Source organism: Phytopseudomonas seleniipraecipitans (assembly GCF_900102335.1).
Classification (GTDB): Bacteria; Pseudomonadota; Gammaproteobacteria; order Pseudomonadales; family Pseudomonadaceae; genus Aquipseudomonas; species Aquipseudomonas seleniipraecipitans.
Genome location: NZ_FNBM01000014.1, coordinates 12,238 through 35,869, shown reverse-complemented (window position 1 = coordinate 35,869; position 23,632 = coordinate 12,238). Strand labels below are relative to the sequence as shown.

The following is a 23,632-nucleotide window of genomic DNA, read 5'->3' as shown; positions in this document are numbered from 1 at the left end:
CTGATCGTGATCATCCTCGGCGGCATCTACTCGGGCATGTTCACCCCGACCGAAGCGGCTGCCGTGGCGGCTGTTTATGCGGCGTTCGTGGCGATCTTCGTCTACAAGGACATGACCATCCGCGAGTGCCCGAAGGTGATCATCGAGGCCGGCAAGCTGAGCGTGGTGCTGATGTTCATCATCGCCAACGCCATGCTGTTCGCCCACGTGCTGACTACCGAGCAGATCCCGCAGTCGATCACCAGCTGGGTCGTCGAGCAGGGCTTCAGCCCGATCGAGTTCCTGATCGTGGTGAACATCGTGCTGCTGATCGCCGGTACCTTCATGGAGCCGTCGGCGATCATCCTGATCCTGGCGCCGATCCTCTTTCCGATTGCCATGCAGCTGGGCATCGACCCGATTCACCTGGGCATCATCATGGTGGTGAACATGGAAATCGGCCTGATCACGCCGCCAACCGGCCTCAACCTGTTCGTCACCTCGGCGGTTACCGGCATGCCGCTGACCCGCGTGGTGCGCGCGGTGTCGCCATGGCTGCTGATGATGCTGGCGTTCCTGCTGCTAGTCACCTACGTGCCGTTCATCTCGCTGGCTCTGCCGAACTGGCTGGGCATGAGCTGACCGCTATCGGTTTCCTGGCCCGGCCTTGCGCCGGGTTTTTATGCGCTTGAATCTTGGCTGGGTGGTGTCTGCAATGCGGCGAACAGCCTGTCAGCCGGCATCGGCCTGGCGAACAGATAGCCTTGCAGCAGGCGCACGCCACGCTGGGTGAGGTAATGGCTCTGCTCGGCGCTTTCCACGCCTTCGGCGACCAGCGCGACTTGCAGGCGCATGGAGAGGTCGAGGATGTTCTCGAGCAGGTGACGCGACAGTGCGTGGGAATCAACCATGGCGATAAAGCTGCGGTCGATCTTCAGAAAGTCGACATGGAATTCGCGCAGGTAGGCGAGGCTGGAATGCCCAGTGCCGAAGTCGTCGATGGCGATCCGTACGCCCAGCCCACGCAGCGCTGAAAATAACTGCCTGGTGACCTCGGTCGAGGTGATCATCTGCCGCTCGGTGAGCTCCAGGATCAGCACGACGTGGCCAGCCGGGAAAGCAGCAAGGAACTCGCGGCATTCGTCGACCAACTGCAGATTTTCGCAGTGGGCTGCGGTGATGTTGATGCTCAGATGAAAGCCCGCCGGGAGCTGCGCGGCGTGAGCCACCAGATCTTCACGGACCTTGCGCATCATCGCGCGGGTCATCGGCACGATCAGGCCCAGGCGTTCGGCCAGCGGAATGAACTGATCCGGCGGCACCAAGCCCTCGGTTGGGTGCTGCCAGCGCATCAGCGTTTCGACGCCATGCCAGCAACCGTTTTCGGTATCCACCACGGGCTGGTAATAGGGCACGAACTCACTCGCCGCCAAGGCGCGCTTCAGCTCGGTGCCCGGAGAGGTTGAGCGCAAACCGAGCCGGAAACTGCCTACGCCGCCCAGCGCACCGAGAATCACCAGCAGTAGCCACTGTGGCGTGTAGTGCTCCTGCAGGTAGCGCAGCGTCGTGCCTGGCGGATAGCCGCCGAACACCTGGAATGGGTAGCGCGAAGAACTGGCCTCGACGGCGTATTCGTTCTTCGCGCCCCAGTTCGATGAAGTCACCGCGCCGCTGGCAGAGATCCAGCTCTCGCCGACCGCGATCTGCAGCGGCACTTCCTGGCCATTGATCCGTAGCAGGTTGATCAGGTGCTGCCCGTCGATGCCGATCAGCACGCCGTGGTCGCCGTCGGTCTGGCGATAGACCAACACCGCGCGATCGGGCGTCACGCGGTTGCCAGCCATCAGACGCAGCGTTCCCTGGACATAGGTGTCAACGTCTTCGTTATTGTCGTAAGGGCCCATCAGTGAGGTGCAATAGATCACGCCATCCTGTACCAGGTTGACTGACCGCGAGAACGGGCTGAGGGCGGTCTGGCTGCGCAGCGCTTGCTCGACCTCTTCGCAGGGCAAGCCCGCCGAGCCGATTACTGCGCTGGCCGCGTGCGCGGCATCATCGATCATGCTCTCCAACTGCACGCGCGCATCCGTGGCACTTTTCTCCGCACGGCTTTCCAGGGTCGTCGCCGCCTGCCAGTACATCAGCGGGATACCGAGCAGCAAAGGCAGCACCGCGACGCCCAGCGAAGTGCTCAGGCGCAGTGCGCGCCCACGGGAGCGGAGGGTGGAAAAGGGCATGGAGGTCACTTGAGCTGTAAAGGCTTTGTCAGCTTAGCGAAAGTTGTACGACAAGAATGCCCGCTGGGTCTCGAAATGTCCGCAGCTCGCATAAATTGGCAGGCGCGGTGATTGCCTGCACGCGTTGCGACCATGGTCTAGCGCCGGTAAGACCATGGTCGAATGGTTGTAATGGGGAGGGATGGTTACAAATGAAGCTATAGAAGAACAACATCAATAACCGAGGTGATTCAATGAGCGCTGCTTCCCTGTATCCCGTGAGCCCCGAGGTGGCGGCCAATTCGTTGACCGACGAAGCCACCTACAAAGCCATGTACCAGCAGTCCGTTATCAACCCGGACGGTTTCTGGCGTGAACAGGCTCAGCGTCTCGATTGGATCAAGCCCTTCACCAAGGTCAAACAGACCTCGTTCGACGATCACCATGTCGACATCAAGTGGTTCGCCGACGGCACCCTTAACGTCTCCTACAACTGCCTGGATCGCCATCTGGCAGAGCGCGGTGACCAGCTCGCCATCATCTGGGAAGGCGACGACCCGTCCGAGCACCAGGAAATCACCTACCGCGAACTGCACGAGCAGGTCTGCAAATTCGCCAACGCCTTGCGCGGCCAGGACGTGCACCGCGGCGACGTGGTGACTATCTACATGCCGATGATTCCCGAAGCCGTGGTGGCCATGCTGGCCTGCGCGCGGATCGGTGCGATCCACTCCGTGGTGTTCGGCGGCTTCTCGCCGGAAGCCTTGGCCGGGCGCATCATCGACTGCGCCTCCAAGGTGGTGATCACAGCCGACGAAGGCCTGCGCGGCGGCAAGAAGATTCCGCTCAAGGCCAACGTTGACGATGCCCTGACCAACCCGGAAACGCGCAGCATCCAGAAAGTCATCGTGGTCAAGCGCACCGGTTCCGAGATCAAGTGGAACCAGCATCGAGATATCTGGTTCGAGGACCTGATGAAAGTCGCCGGCAGTGTCTGCGCGCCGAAGGAAATGGGCGCCGAGGAAGCGCTGTTCATCCTTTACACCTCTGGCTCCACTGGTAAACCGAAAGGCGTGTTGCACACCACTGGCGGCTACCTGCTGTACGCCGCGCTGACCCACGAGCGGGTGTTCGACTACAAACCGGGCGATGTGTATTGGTGCACCGCCGACGTCGGCTGGGTCACCGGCCACAGCTACATCGTCTACGGGCCGCTGGCCAACGGCGCGACCACGCTGCTGTTCGAAGGTATCCCCAACTACCCGGACGTGACCCGTGTGTCGAAGATCATCGACAAGCACAAGGTCAATATCCTCTACACCGCGCCGACCGCGATTCGCGCCATGATGGCCCAGGGTACCGCTGCCGTCGAAGGTGCCGATGGCTCCAGCCTGCGCCTGCTCGGCTCGGTTGGGGAGCCGATCAACCCGGAAGCCTGGGATTGGTACTACCGCAACGTTGGCAAGGAGCGCTGCCCGATTGTCGACACCTGGTGGCAGACCGAAACCGGCGGCATTTTGATCAGCCCGCTGCCGGGCGCCACCGCGCTCAAACCGGGCTCGGCGACTCGTCCGTTCTTCGGCGTGGTACCGGCGTTGGTGGACAACCTGGGCAACCTGATCGAAGGCGCTGCCGAAGGCAACCTGGTGATTCTCGATTCCTGGCCAGGTCAGTCGCGCAGCCTGTACGGCGACCACGACCGCTTCGTCGATACTTACTTCAAGACCTTCAAGGGCATGTACTTCACCGGTGACGGCGCGCGCCGCGACGAGGACGGCTACTGGTGGATCACCGGTCGTGTCGACGACGTACTCAACGTGTCCGGCCACCGCATGGGCACCGCCGAAGTGGAAAGCGCCATGGTCGCTCACCCAAAAGTCGCCGAGGCCGCTGTGGTCGGCGTGCCACACGATATCAAGGGGCAGGGCATCTACGTGTACGTGACCCTGAACCAGGGGCAGGAGCCCTCCGAGCAGCTGCGTCAGGAGCTCAAGGCCTGGGTGCGCAAGGAAATCGGCCCGATCGCCACGCCGGACGTTATCCAATGGGCGCCTGGGCTGCCGAAGACTCGCTCGGGCAAGATCATGCGTCGCATCCTGCGCAAGATCGCCACGGCCGAGTACGATTCCCTCGGCGACATCTCCACCCTGGCCGATCCGGGCGTGGTGCAGCACTTGATCGACACGCACAAGTCGATGCAGACCGCCTGCGCCTGATCTGATCGAGGCCTGAGTGCAAACGCCCCACGCCGGTTATGCCGCGTGGGGCGTTTGCATTTCGCAAATGCTAAATTCAGTTCTCGCAGATTTTTATTCTGTCAAGATGCTCGTCGAGGCTCCCTCCTGCTTCTGTAATTAGTTGTCGCATTGGGGAAATATTGCAGGCCCCGCTATCGCTAGAATGCCGCACTTCCAGTGCGACGCCCGATACCCCGCGCGCCGCAATGTCTCTCTGGCCGGATCATCCGTCAGGCCAGCGACTCCCTATCCCTGTCAGGAGTTTTCTTATGAACAAGATCGCATTGCTCGGCGCGTTGGCATTATCTCTGCTGTCGCCGCTGACCATGGCCCAGGAAGCCAAAGCGCTGCGTATCGGTATCGAAGCGGCCTACCCGCCGTTCGCCTACAAGACTCCCGATGGCAACATCACCGGCTTCGACTACGACATCGGCGTGGCGCTGTGTGAAGAAATGAAGGTCGAGTGCAAGTGGATCGAGCAGGAGTTCGACGGCCTGATCCCAGCACTGAAAGTCCGCAAGTTCGACGCTGTGCTGTCGTCCATGTCGATCACCGAAGAGCGCAAGCGCGCCGTCGACTTCACCGGCAAGTACTACGCCACGCCGGCCAAGCTGGCGATGAAGAGCGGTGCGGTGATGAACGATGTGGCCACCGACCTCAAGGGCAAGAAGATCGGCGTGCAGCGTTCCTCCGTGTACGACCGCTACGCCACTGATGTCTTTGGCCCCGCTGGCGCCGAGATCGTACGCTACAGCTCGCAGAACGAAGTGTTCCTCGACCTCAGCGCAGGTCGCCTGGATGGCACTATCGCCGACTCGGTGAACATCGACGACGGTTTCCTCAAGACCGACGCCGGTAAGGGCTTCGCATTCGTTGGCCCGGATTTCACCGAAGAGAAATACTTCGGCGAAGGCCAGGGCATCGCCGTGCGCAAGGGTGACAAAGCGCTGGCCGAGAAGATCAGCGCAGCGATCCTGGCGATTCGCGCCAATGGCACCTACAAGTCCATCCAGGACAAGTACTTCAGTTTCGATGTCTACGGCAAGTAAGACCCCGATCTGCAGCTGCGCCTCGGCCACGCTCACGTAGAGACAGGTACACTTCGCGTCCCTGACCAGCTTTTCGGGGACGCCTTGGTCTTGGTATGGCTCTGGCTCTGGCTCGCAAGATCCCGGTTTCTTGTCAGGTGGCACACGCTGATCGATTTGGCGTGTGCCACTTTTGCTTTGCATTTCCCGCGCTATGGCGCACGCATGAGGTAAGCGGATGCTCAACGGCTACGGCTCGTCCATTCTCGATGGCGCCTGGCTCACCCTGATCCTGGCCCTGACCTCGATGGCGGTGGCGATCGTGCTCGGGCTGATCGGTGCGGCATGCCGCTTGTCGCCGGTGCGCTGGTTGTCGGTGCTGGGCGAGACCTATTCGACGGTAATCCGCGGCATTCCCGACTTGGTGCTGATCCTGCTGATCTTCTACGGCGGCCAGGACCTGGTTAACCGGGTGATGCCGATGCTCGGCTATGACGAGTACATCGATATCAATCCTTTCGTGGCCGGCGTGTTCACCATGGGCTTCATTTTCGGCGCCTACCTGTCGGAGACCTTCCGCGGCGCCTTCATGGCGATTCCCAAGGGACAGGCGGAGGCGGGCGCGGCCTATGGCATGAGCGGCCTGCAGGTGTTTCTGCGCATTCTGGTGCCGCAGATGATCCGTTTCGCAATTCCTGGTTTCACCAATAACTGGCTGGTGCTGACCAAGGCCACCGCGCTGATTTCCGTGGTCGGCCTGCAGGACATGATGTTCAAGGCCAAGAGCGCCGCAGACGCCACCCGCGAACCCTTCACCTTCTACCTGGCGGTCGCCGGCCTGTACCTGCTGATCACCAGCGTTTCTCTGCTGGCCCTGCGTTATCTGGAAAAACGCTATTCGGTCGGCACCAAGGCCGCTGAACTGTGAGGGGCGCACGATGATCTTCGATTACACCGTGATCTGGGACAGCCTGCCGCTCTATCTGGGCGGCGTGCTAGTGACCATCAAGCTGCTGGCCATCGCGCTGTTCTTCGGCCTGCTGGTCGCCGTGCCCCTGGCGTTGATGCGCACCTCGCGCTCGCCATGGATCAACGGCCCGGCGTGGCTGTACACCTACGTGATCCGCGGCACGCCGATGCTGGTGCAGCTGTTCCTAGTCTATTACGGCCTGGCGCAGTTCGAAGCGGTGCGCGAGAGCGTGCTGTGGCCGTACCTCTCCAACGCGACCTTCTGCGCCTGCCTGGCTTTCGCCATCAACACCAGCGCCTACAGCGCCGAGATTCTTGCCGGCAGCCTGAAGGCCACGCCCCATGGTGAGATCGAGGCGGCCAAGGCGATGGGCATGTCACGGGCCAAGCTTTACCGGCGCATCCTGCTGCCCTCGGCACTGCGCCGCGCGCTGCCGCAGTACAGCAATGAAGTGATCATGATGCTGCACACCACCAGTCTGGCGTCGATCGTCACCCTGATCGACATCACCGGCGCGGCGCGTACGGTCAGCTCCCAGTATTACCTGCCGTTCGAGGCGTTCATCACCGCGGGCCTGTTCTACCTGTGCCTGACCTTCGTGCTGGTGCGCCTGTTCAAGCTGGCCGAGCGCCGCTGGCTGGCCTATCTGGCACCGCGGCGTAGCTAGCAGGCTGTGTTTACAAGTAGCGGCACGACATCGGATTCAAGAGAGTGGAAAGCATGTACAAGCTCGAAGTGAAGGATCTGCACAAGCGCTACGGCAGCCATGAAGTGCTCAAGGGCGTGTCGCTGGCTGCCAAGGCCGGCGACGTGATCAGCATCATCGGCTCCAGCGGTTCCGGCAAAAGTACCTTCCTGCGCTGCATCAACCTGCTCGAACAGCCTCACGCCGGGCAGATCCTGCTCAATGGCGAGGCGCTCAAGCTGGTACCCGGCAAGAATGGCGCACTGCGCGCCGCCGATGACAAGCAGCTGCAGCGCCTGCGTTCGCGCCTGGCCATGGTGTTCCAGCACTTCAACCTGTGGGCGCACATGAACGTGTTGGAAAACGTCATGGAAGCACCCGTGCATGTGCTGGGGATGAGCAAAGCCGAAGCTCGCGAAAAAGCCGAGCATTACCTGCAAAAGGTCGGCGTGGCACACCGCAAGGACGCCTACCCCGCGCACATGTCCGGTGGTGAACAGCAGCGTGTGGCGATTGCCCGGGCGCTGGCCATGGAGCCGGAGGTGATGCTGTTCGACGAGCCCACTTCGGCGCTGGATCCGGAGCTGGTCGGCGATGTGCTGAAGGTCATGCGCGATCTGGCCGGCGAGGGGCGCACCATGGTCGTGGTTACCCACGAGATGGGCTTTGCTCGTGAAGTCTCCAATCAGCTGCTGTTCCTGCATCAAGGCCTAGTCGAGGAGCAGGGCGACCCCCGCGAGGTGCTGAGCAACCCGCAATCTCAACGCCTGCAACAGTTCCTCAGCGGTAGTCTCAAGTAGATGGCGTTATCATCCCTGCACGTACCGACTTTCCACTGCCCTTAGAGCCCAATCAGCCCACCATGACTGCCCATCGAATCGGCTTCCTGCTTTGGCCTTCTACCAAGCCCCTGACCCTGGCGCTGGCGGAAGAGGCGTTGAGCACCGCTCAGCGCGTCCATCCGGAAGTGGTCTACGAGGTGTCGTTCCTGCAGGCTGAAGAGCCGGTCGACGGCGCCTGGCGTTTGCCGGGCAGCCCCTGGGCCGGTGGGTTGGAGGGCTATCGCAAGCTGTTTCTGCTCGCTGACGAACCGCCGGCAGCCGTCGCCCCGGCGCTTGCCGCCGCGCTCAAGCAAGTGGCGCGTAACGGCTGCTGCGTGGGTGCGGTGTCCGCCGGTGTCTATCCGCTGGCGCAGCTTGGCCTGCTTGATGGCTACCGGGCTGCCGTGCACTGGCGCTGGCAGGACGATTTCGCCGAGCGCTATCCAAAGGTAATCGCCACCAGCCACTTGTTCGATTGGGACCGGGATCGCCTTACGGCCTGCGGCGGCATGGCCGTGATGGACATGCTGCTGGCGTTGCTGGCCCGTGACCACGGCGCCGAACTGGCCGGTGCGGTGTCCGAGGAGCTGGTAGTCGAGCGCATTCGTGAAGGCGGCGAGCGTCAGCGTATCCCGTTGCAAAACCGTCTCGGTTCCAGCCACCCGAAGCTGACCCAGGCAGTGCTGCTGATGGAAGCGAACATCGAGGAGCCGCTGACCACCGACGAGATCGCCCAGCACGTGTGCGTGTCGCGGCGGCAGTTGGAGCGCATCTTCAAGCAGTACCTCAATCGCGTGCCCAGCCAGTACTACCTCGAACTGCGTCTGAACAAGGCGCGGCAACTGCTGATGCAGACCAGCAAGTCGATCATCCAGATCGGCCTGTCCTGCGGCTTTTCCTCGGGGCCGCATTTCTCCAGCGCTTATCGCAACTTCTTCGGCGCTACGCCGCGGGAGGATCGCAACCAGCGACGTAACAACAACCCCTTCGAATTGACCTCGGCGCCCGCCGAGCGCGGCTAGACCCTTAAGCATCTAGCCGCTGCGGCTGTCAGTGGCTCCAGATCACCCCGACCAGCAGGTAGCAGAGCAGGGTGACGATGACCACGCTGAACATGTTGATCACGAAGCCAGCCTTGATCATCGGCTGAATTTTCATCAACCCGGTGCCGAACACCAGCGCGTTCGGCGGCGTTGCTACCGGCATCATGAAGGCACAGCTGGCCGCGATGGTAGCGGGGATGGCCAGCAGCTCCGGAGGCAGACCTTGCGAGACCGCCAGCGCCGCTACCAATGGCAGGAAGGCCGCCGCAGTGGCGGTATTCGAGGTTATTTCGGTCAGCAGGTTGATGGTCAACGCGACCACGCCAATCATCAGCAGCAGAGGCAGTGCGCCAAGGTTCTTCAGGGCTTCGCCGATCCATTCCGCGAGGCCCGTCGAGGTGATGGCGGCAGCCAGCGACAGGCCACCGCCGAACAGCAGCAAAATTCCCCAAGGTACCTTGTTGGCTGTATCCCAATCCATCAGGAGCACCCGTTTCGACCCGTCGCGATCAGCGGGAATCAGGAACAGCGCTACTGCGCCGACCATGGCGATGAGGGTGTCGTCGATGGCGTCGACGTATTGCGACAGCAGTGGTTGGGTGACCCAGGCCGCCGCAGTAAGGGCGAACACTACGGCAACGCGCTTCTCGCCACTCGACCAGCCGCCCAGCTCGCTCAGCTCCTTGCTCAGCAGTGAACGGCTATCGCCTTCAAGACGGAATCCACCGCGAGTCAGCCACCACCAGGTGAACACCAACACGCAGGTAGCTACGGGCACGCCGATGAGCATCCACTGGCCGAAGCCGATGTTCACATCATGATTTTCGCGCAGGAACGCCGCGAGCAGGGCATTGGGTGGCGTGCCGATCAGGCTGGCGATACCACCGATACTGGCCGCGTAGGCGATGCCGAGAAGTAGCGCCGTGGCGAACCGCTCGTGCTCACGCTCGTCACCTTGCTGGGTGAGCATGGCAATCACCGACATACCGATCGGCAGCATCATGATCGCCGTGGCGGTATTGCTCACCCACATGGCGACCAGCGCAGTGGCAAGCATGAAGCCGCCGATCTGCCGCGCCGGTTGGTTGCCCACCGCCATCAGCGTACGCAGGGCCAGGCGTTTGTGCAGGTTCCAGCGCTGCATGCCCAGGCCCAGCAAAAAGCCGCCGAGAAACAGGAAGATGGTCGGGTTGGCATAGGGCGATGTGGCGTCCTGCACGCTGCCGATGCCCAACAGCGGAATCATCGGAATGGGCAGCAGCGCCGTGGCCGGAATCGGGATCGCTTCGGTGGCCCACCAGATCCCCATGAGGCCGACCAGGCCGGCGGCCATCCAGGCTTCCTCGCTCAGGCCTTGCGGTGGCGCAGTGAGTAGGACGGCGAGCAGCAGCAGCGGGCCGACGAAAAAGCCGATACGCGCGGCAATGATGGCGCCCTGGGTTTGTCGAGTTTCAGTCATTGTTTTATCTCGTTCCATCTACACGGTGTTCAGCTTGGAGGCCCGTTAGCGCCGAAGGCTCAAGCGCAGCTGTTTCAGCAGGTTTCTCGACGGCTTCTCAGGGTCATGCGCAGGGCGGTAAAGCCATCAACGGCAGGGCGATGAACACCACCGCAATCGCCGCGATGAGGTTGACGACGGCCGAAACGCTGGCGACGAATCGCTCGCGGTCGCTGCAATGCGGGCGTTTTGCCGCGTGTTGAAAGACCCGCGCCAGCCACAGCAGTAGTCCGGCGGTAAGCACCGATAGAACCGCCAGGGTCAGGTTCAACCAGGTCCAGGGCCCGTCTTCCAGCGGCGGCGGCGCCACCGAGCAACCGACACCTTGGCCGCCATAGAGAACGATGAACCAGACGCTCCAGATGCTGAGGCCGGTAACGATGTGGGTAGGGTTATAGGCGGAGCGCAGGCTTTGCATCACGAGCCTCCGAAAGCAGGTGGGAACAGGGCGATGGCGAAGTAGCTGACCCACAGCACGCCAAGGCTGTAGTACCAGAACTGCGCGACCACCAGCGGTTCATAGGGCGCCTCGGCGCTCACGTAGCCAATGCGCACGCGCAGCGCTTGCAGGGCGCTGAGGATGCCGGCCAGCAGGGCGTGGCCGAAGCTGTAGGCAAGCATCACGAAGATCACCGCATCGTGGGCACGAACCGTCGGTTGCAGGGCCTCGCTGCGCAGTGCCCAGAGCAGCAGCGCCGCTTGCGCGAGCCCGATGATCGCCAGGCCTACTTCGCAGTTGAACAGGCCGCGGTCATCGCCCAGGCGCAGGCGAGCCAGTACCCGTCGATGCCAGGGTGTGGCCACGCTTAGCAGCAGGGCGCTGGCTAAAAGCAGCCAGTGGTTGAACACCGGCGCGTCCGGTACTTGCCAGTTCGGCGCTACGGTCCACAGATAGAACCAGCCGAACAGCAGCGACAGGTACAGCGCGCCGTTGGACAGCAAGGTCACGCCCATGCCCCAAAGGCCCGGGCCGTCGCAGGTGCGCGAATGCAATGGTGGCTCGTGTGGCTGGGTCTTGGCGTCCGGCGCAGCCTTGGGATGGGCGCCGTTCTCCCAGCTCCAGCGCAGCAGCACCACCACCGAGGCAAAGCAGGCGACCAATGCCAGCAGGTAGACTTTGGTCAACAGGCTCAGGCACAGCACGGCGATGCAGCAGGCAGCGATAAAGGGCAACCAGCTGTTGCCGGGCAGGTGGACGATTTCTCTGACCTTGCCGGTCAACGGATCGACGCCCCAGGTTTCCCGCCGGCCGTGATCGATGACTGTCAGGGCGTGGTCACCACGGGCGATGCTTTCGCGCAGGTTGGGGTCACGCCACAGCGGATGGCGATCGGTGATTTTTGGCAGGCTTACGAAATTGTACGGATTGGGTGGCAGGCTCGTCGCCCACTCCAATGTGTCTGCCTGCCAGGGATTTTGCCCAGCGGGCTTGCCGTAGCGGTAATGCAGGATGAGATCGAGCAGCAGGGTGGCGATGCCGATCACCATGATGAAGCTGCCAATCGACGAAATCAGGTTGGGCATATCCCAGCCCAGGCCGGTTTCGTACGTATACACCCGTCGCGGCATGCCCAGCAGGCCGGTCCAATGCATGATCAGGAAGGTCATGTTGAATCCGATGAATACCAGCCAGAATCCCCACTTGCCGAGGCGCTCGGAAGCCATGCGCCCGGAGAAGTGCGGCAGCCAGTAATACAGCCCGGCGATCAGCGGGAAGAGCATGCCGCCGATCAGCACGTAGTGGAAATGCGCGACCACGAACTGGGTGTCGTGCACCTGCCAGTCGAAGGGCACCAGGGCCAACATCACCCCGGTCAGGCCGCCACACACGAAGATGATCAGAAAGCCAATCAGCCATAGCATCGGCACGTTATAGCGGGGTTTGCCGAGCCACAGCGTGGCGATCCACGAGAACACCTGGATGGCCGTCGGAATCGCCACCAACATGCTCGCCGCGGAAAAGAACGCCTGGGCGAGCTGCGGAATGCCAACGGTGAACATGTGGTGGACCCACAGACCGAAGCTGATGAAGCCGGTGCTGATCACGCCCAGTACCACAGCGCGGTAGCCCACCAGGGGGCGACCGCAGAATACCGGCAACAGGGTCGACACGATGCCGGCGGCCGGTAGGAAGATGATGTACACCTCGGGGTGACCAAACAGCCAGAACAGGTGCTGCCAGAGCAGCGGGTCACCGCCGCGCGCCACTTCGAAGAACGGCAAGCCGGCGGCACGCTCGAGTTCCAGCAGGATGCTGCCGAGGATCAGCGGCGGGAAGCCGATCACGATCATCATCGCCATGGTCAGGATGTACCAGGCGTAGATCGGCATCTTGTTCAACGCCATGCCTTCGGCTCGGGTGCGCAGGATCGACACCACCAGTTCGACGCCAGCGGACACCGCGGAAATCTCCACGAAAGTGATGCCCAGCAGCCAGAAATCAGCGTTGACGCCTGGCGAGTGCGCGGCGCTGGACAGCGGTGTGTACATGAACCAGCCGGCATTTGGGGCGATGCCGAGCAGCAGGCTGGAGCAGATGATCAGGCCGCCGAACAGGTAGCACCAGTAGCCCAGGGACGAGAGCCTCGGAAACACCAGGTCGCGAGCACCGAGCATTTTTGGAATGAGGTAGACCGCAAGGCCCTCCATCATCGGTACGGCGAACAGGAACATCATCACCGTGCCATGCATGGTGAACACCTGGTTGAAGGTTTCCGGGCCCATGAACGCGTTGCCCGGCAGCGCTAGCTGGGTGCGGATGAGCATCGCCAGCAGCAAGCCGAACACGAAGAAGCACAGCCCTGTGACCATGAACCTCAGGCCCAGGGTGGTGTGGTTGACGATGGTCAGCGCGCGCCAGCCGCGCGGATTGCCCCAGACATCATCGAACTGCCCGTGCAGCGCATCGGCGTCGTCCTGGCATTGTGCTTCGCGCGGGTCGTTCATGGTTCGAGGCCCTCCAGCCAGGTGGCGATGGCCTGCAGGTGCTCGGCATCGAGATCGTCGGTCAATGGCATGCCGGTGCCTGACTTGATCCGGCCGTGTTCGCGTAGCCAGGTCAGCGGCGCGCCGGGCTCGTTCGGCAGCAGGCCAGCGCCCAGGGTGCGGCGGCTGGCCAGGTCGGTGAGGTCTGGCGCACGGTTGCCGGCACTGACGCCGGCGACTCGGTGGCAGGTGCCGCAATGGGCCATGAACGTAGCGCCGGCCTCGCCTTGCAAGGCTTCGATCTGCGGTTCGCGGCGGGTGTCGATCCACGCGGCGAAGTCTTCGTCGCTGTGTGCCTGCACGTCGAGAATCATGTGGCTGTGCTGAGTACCGCAGAACTCCGTGCACTGTCCACGGAAGGTACCGGGCGCGTCGGCCTGCAGGCGAATGCGGTTCTCGCGGCCGGGAATCATGTCGATCTTGCCGCCCAGGCGCGGTACCCAGAATGAGTGGATCACGTCAGCGCTGGTCACCGTGATATCCACCGGCCGTCCGGCTGGCAGATGCAACTGGTTGGCCGTCACCACGCCGCTGTCCGGGTAGCGCACCTCCCACCACCACTGATGGCCGATCACTTCTATTTGCAGCGGTTGCTCGCCCAGAATCGGCAGTTGCATCATGCGTGTCCCGACCGGAATGCCGAACAGCAGGAGCAGCACGATGGTCACCGACGGCAGTACGATGCCGCCACCAATCAGCCAACGGTTCTGGATTCGCCGGGCGTCATCGAGCGAATACTCGCGCGGCTTGCGCCATATGGCGTATATCCATATCGCGCTGACCACCACCAACACCAATGTGAAGAAACCGCACATGGCCCACCACAGCAGGGCAATGTCGCGGGCGACCGGGCCGGCGGGGGCCAGAATTGATTGGTCACCACTGCACGCAGAGATAAGCGGAACTGCTGACGCGAGCGCGGTCAACTTGAGTAGAGCCGAGACACCCCGGCTCTTTCTGCAATCGACAGGGAGGCCGCCATGGCTGAGCAACAAGAATCCATCGTCAGCCGCGCGGCCATCGCCGGGCACCCGCTGCACCCGATGATGATCCACTTTCCGGTCGCCGCCTTGCTGGGCCTGGTAGCAACCGACTTCGCCTACTTTTGGACCACCGACCCGTTCTGGGCGCGTGCCAGCCTGTGGCTGGCTGGCGTCGGCGCCGCGGGTGGCTGGATCGCCAGTATTGCCGGCATGATCGACTTGCTCACAGTACGGCGCATTCGCCAGAAAATCAGCGCCTGGTGCCACGCCATCATCGCCGTGATGATGCTCTCCCTGGCCTCGCTGAACTGGATGCTGCGCTACCGCCACGGCGACGACGGCTTCGAAATGTGGGCGTTCTATTTGTCGTTGTTCACCGCAGGCTTGATCGCGATCGCTGCATACCTCGGCGGGCGCCTCGTTTACGAGCATGCCGTGGGCGTGGATGTCGATTGAGTCCGGCATAGGCCCGGCAACATTCATGAACGGGTGACTCCTCATCTAAAACGGTTTGGCCAGGACCAGCCACAAGGTGGCGGCGACCATGCACAACGTGGTTCCGCCCAAGGCGGCGCAGGCAATCTGCATCACTGGCCTGGGATGACGTTCACACTGCAGAATCAGCAGGCCGAGCAGCGCGTGGCAGATGACCATCACCGCGACCATGGTCAGCTTGGCGATCAGCCACACACCAAAGGTACCGTCACGCAGAAATAGCGCCGTGCCGCTGCCGATAGCGACAATGGCAGCCGGTGTCATTACCAGCGTGAACACGGAGCGGTTGATCTCGGGGTGCCCAGGGCGGTCTGGCACGTGGGCAGAGCGGCAGCTAGCCGCAATCAATGCGGGGAGGTAGAGCAGGGCGCCGCACCAGAGAATCAGTGCGGTGAAATGCAGCAGTTTCAGCAGTGGCATCGGTGCCCTCCATTGCCTGTAGTCCCGTGGCCTGTCCTTTGTGACCCATGCTCAAGAAATGCGGTTCGACCTTTTTGCCAGGCACGTGGGGCTGAAAAAAGCGTTGCTGTTCGGCTGCCGGTCAGCCTGCAGCGCGCGCAAAATCAGGCGTCGGGCTTTTCAGCGAGAGGATTGCCGGCTGCGGTCAATGCCCGGCGTTATGTCACTGGATGTGTGAGAGTCCCGGGGCGGCGCCGATGACCTGCTGCCCTGCCGACGGGGCGATAGCAGAGCAGGCGTGGTAAACTGCAGGTCTTCTTGCAGCCCACCGGGCGCTGCGCACTGCCACGTCGTGGCAGCCACGAATAGCTGGCCTGCTGGGCCGGGAGCCACATACATGTCTACGACGCAGTTGGTCGATCCCTTCGGCCGGCGGATCACTTACCTGCGACTTTCGGTGACGGATCGCTGCGATTTTCGCTGCACGTATTGTATGAGCGAAGACATGGTCTTCACACCGCGCGAGCAGATACTCACGCTCGAGGAGCTGTACACCGTCGCCGATGCGTTCATTGGCTTGGGCGTCAAACGTATCCGCATAACGGGCGGTGAGCCGCTGGTGCGCAAGAACCTGCTGAGCCTGCTGCGCCGCCTTGGCGAACGCCCCGAGCTGGAAGACCTGTCGATCACCACCAACGGCTCGCAGCTCTCGCACATGGCCAATGACTTGCGTGCGGCGGGCGTTACCCGCCTCAATGTCAGTCTCGATTCGCTGCAGCGCGAACGCTTCGCCGACTTTACCCGCCGTGACAAGCTCGATCAGGTGCTTGCCGGAATCGATGCAGCGGTGGCCGCTGGCTTCAAACGCATCAAGCTCAATAGCGTGGTGCAGACTGGGCGCAACGATGATGAGGTGCTGGCACTGGTCGAGTACGCCATGTCGCGCGGGCTGGATATCAGTTTCATTGAAGAGATGCCGCTGGGCAGCGTGGTCAGCCATCAGCGCGAGCACACGTTCTGTTCCAGCGACGTGGTGCGTGAGCGCATCGAAGCGCGTTATCCGCTGGTGCGCAGCAGCCATGTCACCGGTGGGCCATCACGCTATTGGCAGGTCAACGGCAGCGAGACGCGGGTCGGTTTCATCTCGCCCCACAGCAACAACTTCTGTGGCGACTGCAACCGTGTGCGGGTCACCGCCGAAGGCAAGCTGGTGCTGTGCCTCGGGCACGACAATGCGCTGGATCTGCGCACCCTGATGCGCGCTCATCCCGGCAACACGGAGCGGCTGCGCGATGCGTTGCTCGAGGCGTTGCAACTCAAGCCCGAACGTCACCATTTCGAGACGGATGAACAGGTGCAGGTCATTCGCTTCATGAGCATGACTGGCGGCTGAGCCGTTTCGCCTACTTGCCGCTTCCAGACGAGCGGTTCGCGGCCAGGCGGCGCGCGCTCTGGCCTGTTGCCGCTTGAGGGTCAATCACCTTATCCGCCGGAAAATGCCCTGAACCTCCGCGACGAGCGCTCACTCAACTTAAGGGAGCGGCCCATGCAAGGGCTATTTTCTAAAGCGACGAGGAGACTCAAAGTGGATAACAAAGACGTTATTTCGGTATTGAACGACCTGATCGAGACCAGCAAAGATGGCGAGAAAGGTTTCGCCGAATGCGCTGACGATGTGAAAGAGCCGCGCCTGCAGAGTTTCTTCGTCCAGCGTGCACAGGATTGCGCTTCCGCCGCTGCCGAACTGCAGCAACTGGTACGTAGCCTGGGTGGCGATCCGGAAACCAGCTCGAGCGTTTCCGGCGCACTGCACCGCGGCTGGGTCGACCTGAAATCCATGATCACCGGCAAAAGCACCGAGGCCATCCTCAATGAGTGCGAGCGCGGTGAAGATGCTGCACTGAAGAGCTACCGCAGTGCGCTGGAAAAAGACCTGCCGGCCTCCGTGCGCAGTGTTCTGGAACAGCAGCTGCAAGGCGTGCAGCGCAATCACGATCAGGTCAAGGCGCTGCGCGATTCCGCGCGTGCCAGCTGATCGCTGCGTTGATGCGAATGGAAAGGGATGCCTACGGGCATCCCTTTTTTTGTTCTGACGGCAGCAATTTTTCCAGGTTGGATCGCACGTCCGGCTTAGCTACCTGAAAATTAGCTATCGCGGCGATGCACGCTTTGGCCTGCGGCAAACGTCTCTTTGATCACCCGATCATCACCCAGGGTGATCAGCGCGAATAGCCGCTCGGCGAGGTTGTTGCTCTGCCGCAGCCGGTAGTCGACCAGCGGTGTGGCTTGGTAGTCGAGCACGACGAAATCTGCATCCTTACCGGCCACGAAGTTGCCGATGCGCTCGTCCAGGTACAGCGCCCGCGCGCTGCCCAACGTGGCGAGGTAGAGCGATTTGAATGGGTCGAGCTTTTGCCCCTGCAGCTGCATGATCTTGTACGCCTCGCTGAGAGAGCGCAGTTGCGAAAAACTGGTGCCTGCACCGACGTCGGTGCCCAGGCCCACTCGTACCTTGTAGCGTTCCATGCGCTGCAGATCGAACAGGCCGCTGCCGAGAAAAAGGTTGGAAGTCGGGCAAAAGGCAACCGCTGAGCCTGTCTCTGCCAGCCGTTCGCATTCCGCATCGCACAAGTGCACCGAGTGGGCGAATACCGAGCGTGGGCCGGTCAGTTGGTGTTTGTCATAGACGTCCAGATAGCCGCCATTTTCCGGGAACAGCGCCTTGACCCACTCGATTTCCTGGCGATTTTCCGATAGGTGGGTATGCAGGTACAGATCGGGATATTCCTGCAGCAGGCGCGCGGCCATCGCCAACTGCTCTGGCGAACTGGTTGGTGCGAAGCGCGGGGTCACGGCGTAGTGCAAACGACCTTTTCCATGCCAGCGCTCGATCAGTTCGCGACTGTCGGCGTATCCGGATTCAACGGTATCGGTCAGCGCCTCGGGGGCGTTACGATCCATCAGCACCTTGCCGGCAATCATGCGCAGGTTCAGCGCCTCGGCGGCTTCGAACAGTGCGTCCACCGACTGCTTGTGCACGCTGCCGAACACCAGCGCCGTGGTGGTGCCGTTGCGCAGCAGCTCCTTGATGAAAACATCCGCTACTTCACTGGCATGGGCCTTGTCGGCAAAGCGCATTTCGGTGGGGAAGGTGTAGGTATTCAGCCAGTCGAGCAACTGCTCGCCGTAGGCGCCGATCATGCCCGTTTGCGGGTAGTGGATATGGGTGTCGATGAACCCAGGCGTGATCAGCGCGTTTTCATAATGGCTCAGGGCGACACCGGACAGGCGTGGCAGCAGATCTGCAGCATGACCAACCTCACGTACCTTGCCGTCTTCCACCAGCAGGATGCCGTCCTCGAAATAGGCGTAGGAAGCTTCGATACCCACCTCGGCGGGATCGGCCAGACTGTGCAGGATGGCGCCGCGGTAGGCGTGAGTGGAGCTGGACATGAGCGTGCCTCGATACAGGTTGCAATTCGACAGGGCGATAGTGTCGCATCATGTGCGCTGCGGATGAACAAAAGTGCCTGAGAGCGCCTGCTGCGCTGGCTGTCAGGCTTGCCTGCTGTGGTAGACTCGCCCGCTGATCTTGCCAGCAGGAAGTCGCGCCACGCGCCTGGCCAGATCGTTCCGCCATCACCGACCGTTCCCCAGGACCTCGCGCCTTAAGGAAATCCATGACGCATCCTGCTGTTCAGGCCCCTCACTGTGTTGACGTGTTATCACGTGCACGTCTGGCGAGTCTCGCAGCATGCGCCTGAAGTCCATCAAACTGGCGGGCTTCAAGTCGTTCGTCGACCCCACCACGGTGAATTTTCCGAGCAACATGGCGGCAGTGGTCGGGCCCAATGGCTGCGGCAAATCCAACATCATCGACGCCGTGCGCTGGGTGATGGGTGAGAGCTCGGCGAAGAACCTGCGCGGCGAGTCGATGACTGACGTCATCTTCAACGGCTCCAACACGCGCAAGCCAGTGACCCAGGCCAGCATCGAGCTGATCTTCGATAACTCCGACAACACCCTGACCGGCGAATACGCGGCCTTCGCGGAAATCTCCATTCGCCGGCGGGTGACCCGCGACAGCCAGAACACCTACTTCCTCAATGGTGTGAAGTGCCGCCGCCGCGACATCACTGACATCTTCCTGGGGACCGGCCTGGGGCCGCGCAGCTACTCGATTATCGAGCAGGGCATGATCAGCAAGCTGATCGAGGCCAAGCCGGAGGAGCTGCGCAACTTCATCGAGGAAGCGGCCGGCATCTCCAAGTACAAGGAACGCCGTCGGGAAACCGAAAGCCGCATTCGCCGCACCCAGGAAAACCTCGCACGCCTCGCCGACCTGCGTGACGAGCTGGAACGCCAGCTCGAACGCCTGCACCGCCAGGCCCAGGCTGCCGAGAAGTATCAAGAGTACAAGGCCGAGGAGCGCCAGTTGCGGGCGCAACTCACCGCGCTGCGCTGGCAGGCGCTCAATGAACAGGTGGGTCAGCGCGAAGCGGTGATCGGCAATCAGGAAGTCGGCTTCGAGGCGCTGGTGGCCGAGCAGCGTAATGCCGATGCCAGCATCGAGCGCCTGCGCGACGGCCACCACGAGCTGTCCGAGCGTTTCAACCTGGTGCAGGGGCGCTTCTATTCGGTGGGCGGCGATATTGCCCGCGTCGAGCAGAGCATCCAGCATGGCCAGCAACGCCTGCGCCAGTTGCAGGACGATTTGCGTGAAGCCGAGCGTGCGCGCCTGGAAACCGAATCACACCTGGGCCATGACCGCACCTTGTTGGCCACATTGGGCGAAGAGCTGGCCATGCTCGAACCTGAACAGGAACTCACCGCCGCCGCTGCCGAGGAGTCCGCTGCGGCCCTTGAAGATGCCGAAACCGGCATGCACGGCTGGCAGGAACAGTGGGACAGCTTCAATCAGCGCAGCGCCGAGCCGCGACGCCAGGCCGAAGTGCAGCAGTCGCGTATCCAGCAGCTGGAGCACAGCCTGGAGCGCCTCAGCGAACGCCAGCGGCGCCTGGCCGATGAACTGCAGCAGTTGGCCGCCGACCCTGAGGATGCGGCAATCATCGAACTGGGCGAACAGATCGCCGTCGGTGAGTTGGACCTGGAACAGTTGCAGGAGCAGGAGGCTGAACAAGCTGAACGCTTGCAGCAATTGCGCGAAGACCTGCAGCAAGCGGGCAGTGCCCAGCAACAGGCGCAGGGCGACCTGCAACGCCTGAATGGCCGTCTGGCCTCCCTGGAAGCCTTGCAACAGGCTGCGCTGGATCCTGGCATCGGGGCTGCAGAGTGGTTGCGCGAACACGGCCTGGACAAGCGCCCCCGCTTGGCCGAAGGCCTGCGTGTGGAGCCGGGTTGGGAGCTGGCGGTGGAAACCGTGCTGGGTGCCGACCTGCAGGCGGTGCTGCAGGACGATCTGTCCGGTCTGGACTTTGCCGCTCTGGACCAGGGTGAGCTGCGCCTGGTCTCGGCTAGCGCTTCTGGCGAACGCATGCCTGGCAGCCTGCTGGACAAGGTTGAGTCGCCGGTTGACTTGGCGCCCTGGCTGGGGCGCGTGCGCCCGGTCGAGAGCCTCGATCAGGCACTGGCCGAGCGCGCGCGGCTTGCTCCCGGCGAGAGCCTGGTCAGCCGCGATGGCTATTGGGTCAGCCGGCACTTCCTGCGCGTGCGCCGCGCCAGCGAAGCGCAGAGCGGCGTGCTGGCCCGTGGGCAGGAAATCGAAAGCCTGGGCCTTGAGCGCGACGAGCGCGAGGCAGCCCTGGCGTTGCTCGATGAGCGTCTGCAAACCCTGCGCGAGCGTCAACGCGACGCGGAACAGGTGCGTGAACAACAGCGTCGCCAGGTGCAGGACCAGGCTCGTGGTCTCGGCGAGCTGAAGGCCAGGCTGTCCGCTGGCCAGGCCAAGGCCGAACAGTTGCTGCTGCGTCGTCAACGCATCGAGGCGGAACAGCAGGAACTGGCCGAACAGCGCGCACTGGAGCACGAGCAACTGGGCGAGTCGCGGCTGCACCTGCAGGACGCCCTCGATAGCATGGCCCTCGACAACGAGCAGCGCGAAAGCCTGCTGGCCAGTCGCGATGCCCTGCGCGAGCGCCTCGACCGGGTGCGCCAGGATGCGCGGCAGCACAAAGACCACGCTCACCAGCTAGCCGTGCGCCTGGGTTCGCTGCGCGCTCAGCATGATTCCACCCGGCAGGCGTTGGAAAGGCTGGAGCTGCAAGCCGAACGCCTGCATGAAAAACGCGAGCAGCTCGACCTCAACCTGGAGGAGGGCGCGGCTCCGCTGGAAGAGCTGCGCATGAAGCTTGAGGAACTCCTCGAACGGCGCATGGGCGTCGAAGAAGAGCTGCGCCTGGCGCGCCTGGCGCTCGAGGATGCCGACCGCGAGCTGCGCGACGCCGAGAAACGCCGTACCCAGGCCGAACAGCAGTCGCAGTTGCTGCGCGGTCAGCTGGAGCAGCAGCGCCTGGAATGGCAGTCGCTGAACGTGCGCCGCAAGGCCCTGCAGGATCAGTTGCTGGAAGATGGTTACGACCTGCACGGTGTGCTGGCCACGCTGCCTGAAGACGCCAGCGAGAGCGCCTGGGAGCAGACGCTGGAGCAGATGGCCGCGCGCATCCAGCGCCTCGGCGCGATCAACCTGGCGGCCATTGAGGAGTATCAGCAGCAGTCCGAGCGCAAGCGCTATCTGGATGCCCAGAACGCCGACCTGGTCGAGGCACTGGACACGCTGGAAAATGTGATCCGCAAGATCGATCGTGAAACCCGTAATCGCTTCAAGGAAACCTTCGATCAGATAAACGCCGGTATTCAGGCGCTTTTCCCGAAAGTTTTCGGTGGTGGCAGCGCATATTTGGAACTCACCGGCGAAGATCTACTCGATACCGGGGTGACTATTATGGCGCGCCCGCCGGGCAAGAAGAACAGCACGATCCATTTGCTGTCCGGTGGCGAGAAGGCATTGACGGCGCTGGCGCTGGTTTTTTCCATCTTCCAGCTCAATCCGGCACCGTTCTGCATGCTCGACGAGGTTGATGCGCCGCTCGACGACGCCAACGTCGGTCGCTATGCGCGGCTGGTCAAGGAGATGTCGGCTACGGTGCAGTTCATCTACATCACCCACAACAAGATCGCCATGGAAATGGCCGATCAACTGATGGGGGTGACGATGCATGAACCGGGTTGTTCGCGCCTGGTGGCAGTGGATGTCGAGCAAGCGTTGGCGATGGTGGATAGCTGATGCGTTGTTACACAGATTCTGTTGCGTAAAAACTGCCGAGAGCGGCGGTTTTACTGTGGTTTGCCGGTGTAAAGTTGCCTTTCGTCGTGCTAGCTTAACGCCCACTTTTGTTACACGTGGAAAAACGCCAGTCAGAACATGGAGTTGGCGCCGCGTTTCAAGGTCATCAGTACGGGCGGGACGCCTTTTTTCATCAATTTTTGCTTTTAGGGGTCAGGACATTTCATGGAATTCGGTCTACGCGAGTGGCTGATCATCATCGGTATCATCGTTATTGCTGGCATCTTGTTCGATGGCTGGCGGCGGATGCGCGGTGGCAAGGGCAAGCTGAAATTTCGGCTTGATCGCAATGTGTCCAACCTGCCCGACGAGGAAGGTGATCCCGACGTGCTTAGCCCGCCCCGGGTGATCGAGCGCAACCATGAGCCTTCGCTGGACGAACAAGACCTGCCGTCGCTGAGCACGCGTGAAGTCAACACGCGCCGCCGCGGCGAGCCGCGCCAGGGCGACCTCGACCTGACCGCCGACGAGCCGGTGCCGATGCTGCTGACTCCCGTCGAGGACGACAATGTCGCCTCTGAGAGTGGCTACAGTGGCAGCAAGGACCAGGCGCCCGTCGACGAAGTGCTGGTGATCAACGTCATCGCCCGCGATGAGCAAGGATTCAAAGGCCCGGCGCTGCTGCAGAACATTCTCGAGAGTGGGCTGCGTTTCGGTGAGATGGACATCTTCCATCGCCACGAAAGCATGGCCGGCAACGGCGAAGTACTCTTCTCCATGGCCAACGCCCTGAAGCCTGGTACGTTCGACCTGGACGATATCGAAGGCTTCAGCACCCGCGCAGTGAGCTTCTTCCTGGGCCTGCCCGGCCCGCGTCATCCCAAGCAGGCCTTCGATGTCATGGTTGCCGCAGCGCGCAAACTGGCCCATGAGCTCAACGGCGAGCTCAAGGACGACCAGCGCAGTGTGCTCACCGCACAAACCATCGAACATTACCGTCAGCGCATCGTCGAATATGAACGCCGCCTGCTGACGCAAAAACGCTAACCA

General features: G+C 62.2%; 19 protein-coding genes. 12 read left to right on the top strand and 7 right to left on the bottom strand.

From position 1 onward, the window contains the following. A partial coding sequence (locus tag BLS60_RS21125) for a TRAP transporter large permease (RefSeq protein WP_143024632.1) occupies positions 1-621 on the top strand: 621 nt, incomplete at its 5' end. A 38-nt stretch (positions 622-659) separates the two neighbouring features. On the opposite strand, the gene BLS60_RS21120 is transcribed toward BLS60_RS21125, so the two are convergent. Next, positions 660-2,216 carry an EAL domain-containing protein gene (locus tag BLS60_RS21120; RefSeq protein WP_092372054.1) on the bottom strand — a complete coding sequence of 519 codons (1,557 nt, stop codon included), beginning with the start codon at positions 2,214-2,216 and terminating at the stop codon, positions 660-662. Positions 2,217-2,449: 233 nt separating this feature from the next. Between BLS60_RS21120 and acs the strand changes: the two genes are divergently transcribed. The 6 genes from acs (at position 2,450) to argR (ending at position 8,958) form a co-directional block, all read left to right on the top strand. Beyond that, positions 2,450-4,411 (top strand): acetate--CoA ligase, encoded by a 1,962-nt coding sequence (gene acs, locus BLS60_RS21115; RefSeq protein WP_070883931.1) that lies wholly within the window; start codon positions 2,450-2,452, stop codon positions 4,409-4,411. Positions 4,412-4,701: 290 nt separating this feature from the next. Next, the gene (locus tag BLS60_RS21110) at positions 4,702-5,481 is read left to right on the top strand and encodes an ABC transporter substrate-binding protein (protein ID WP_070883932.1); all 780 of its coding nucleotides are present in this window, start codon (positions 4,702-4,704) and stop codon (positions 5,479-5,481) included. A gap of 217 nt (positions 5,482-5,698) precedes the next feature. Continuing rightward, entirely contained in the window at positions 5,699-6,388 is a 690-nt protein-coding gene (locus tag BLS60_RS21105; protein WP_070883933.1) for an ABC transporter permease, read from the top strand. Between the two features lie 10 nt (positions 6,389-6,398). After that, positions 6,399-7,097 (top strand): ABC transporter permease, encoded by a 699-nt coding sequence (locus BLS60_RS21100; protein WP_070883934.1) that lies wholly within the window; start codon positions 6,399-6,401, stop codon positions 7,095-7,097. A 53-nt stretch (positions 7,098-7,150) separates the two neighbouring features. Beyond that, positions 7,151-7,915 (top strand): ABC transporter ATP-binding protein, encoded by a 765-nt coding sequence (locus BLS60_RS21095; protein ID WP_092372052.1) that lies wholly within the window; start codon positions 7,151-7,153, stop codon positions 7,913-7,915. Positions 7,916-7,977: 62 nt separating this feature from the next. After that, the gene (argR, locus tag BLS60_RS21090) at positions 7,978-8,958 is read left to right on the top strand and encodes a transcriptional regulator ArgR (RefSeq protein ID WP_070883936.1); all 981 of its coding nucleotides are present in this window, start codon (positions 7,978-7,980) and stop codon (positions 8,956-8,958) included. 28 nt (positions 8,959-8,986) lie between these two features. Here the strand turns inward: argR and BLS60_RS21085 are convergent, their stop codons facing one another. From BLS60_RS21085 to coxB, 4 genes are all read right to left on the bottom strand, one after another. Next, the gene (locus BLS60_RS21085; protein WP_092372050.1) at positions 8,987-10,438 is read right to left on the bottom strand and encodes an SLC13 family permease; all 1,452 of its coding nucleotides are present in this window, start codon (positions 10,436-10,438) and stop codon (positions 8,987-8,989) included. A gap of 103 nt (positions 10,439-10,541) precedes the next feature. Beyond that, positions 10,542-10,895: a hypothetical protein gene (locus tag BLS60_RS21080; RefSeq protein ID WP_092372048.1), complete on the bottom strand. Its 354-nt coding sequence runs from the start codon at positions 10,893-10,895 to the stop codon at positions 10,542-10,544. Continuing rightward, the gene (ctaD, locus tag BLS60_RS21075) at positions 10,895-13,423 is read right to left on the bottom strand and encodes a cytochrome c oxidase subunit I (protein WP_092372046.1); all 2,529 of its coding nucleotides are present in this window, start codon (positions 13,421-13,423) and stop codon (positions 10,895-10,897) included. Before ctaD ends, BLS60_RS21080 begins: the two co-directional genes overlap by 1 nt. After that, positions 13,420-14,277: a cytochrome c oxidase subunit II gene (coxB, locus tag BLS60_RS21070; protein WP_244153452.1), complete on the bottom strand. Its 858-nt coding sequence runs from the start codon at positions 14,275-14,277 to the stop codon at positions 13,420-13,422. Before coxB ends, ctaD begins: the two co-directional genes overlap by 4 nt. Before the next feature lie 165 nt (positions 14,278-14,442). On the opposite strand from coxB, the gene BLS60_RS21065 reads away from it, so the two are divergent. Continuing rightward, complete coding sequence (locus BLS60_RS21065) at positions 14,443-14,901, top strand: DUF2231 domain-containing protein (RefSeq protein ID WP_092372042.1); 459 nt, start codon at positions 14,443-14,445, stop codon at positions 14,899-14,901. Between the two features lie 45 nt (positions 14,902-14,946). Here the strand turns inward: BLS60_RS21065 and BLS60_RS21060 are convergent, their stop codons facing one another. Further along, the gene (locus BLS60_RS21060; protein WP_070883941.1) at positions 14,947-15,360 is read right to left on the bottom strand and encodes a CopD family protein; all 414 of its coding nucleotides are present in this window, start codon (positions 15,358-15,360) and stop codon (positions 14,947-14,949) included. Between the two features lie 376 nt (positions 15,361-15,736). Between BLS60_RS21060 and moaA the strand changes: the two genes are divergently transcribed. Then, a complete protein-coding gene (gene moaA / locus BLS60_RS21055) occupies positions 15,737-16,732 on the top strand; it encodes a GTP 3',8-cyclase MoaA (protein ID WP_092372040.1) in 996 nt (331 codons plus the stop codon). Between the two features lie 192 nt (positions 16,733-16,924). Then, positions 16,925-17,374: a PA2169 family four-helix-bundle protein gene (locus tag BLS60_RS21050; protein ID WP_070883943.1), complete on the top strand. Its 450-nt coding sequence runs from the start codon at positions 16,925-16,927 to the stop codon at positions 17,372-17,374. 110 nt (positions 17,375-17,484) lie between these two features. On the opposite strand, the gene guaD is transcribed toward BLS60_RS21050, so the two are convergent. Further along, entirely contained in the window at positions 17,485-18,792 is a 1,308-nt protein-coding gene (gene guaD / locus BLS60_RS21045) for a guanine deaminase (protein WP_092372038.1), read from the bottom strand. Positions 18,793-19,093: 301 nt separating this feature from the next. Here guaD and smc point away from each other — a divergent pair, with 301 nt between their 5' ends. Both smc and zipA read left to right on the top strand, forming a co-directional pair. After that, positions 19,094-22,582, top strand: a complete 3,489-nt coding sequence (gene smc, locus BLS60_RS21040) for a chromosome segregation protein SMC (protein ID WP_092372036.1) — start codon at positions 19,094-19,096, stop codon at positions 22,580-22,582. A 225-nt stretch (positions 22,583-22,807) separates the two neighbouring features. Beyond that, positions 22,808-23,629, top strand: a complete 822-nt coding sequence (zipA, locus tag BLS60_RS21035) for a cell division protein ZipA (protein ID WP_092372034.1) — start codon at positions 22,808-22,810, stop codon at positions 23,627-23,629. The last annotated feature ends 3 nt before the right edge of the window (positions 23,630-23,632 follow it).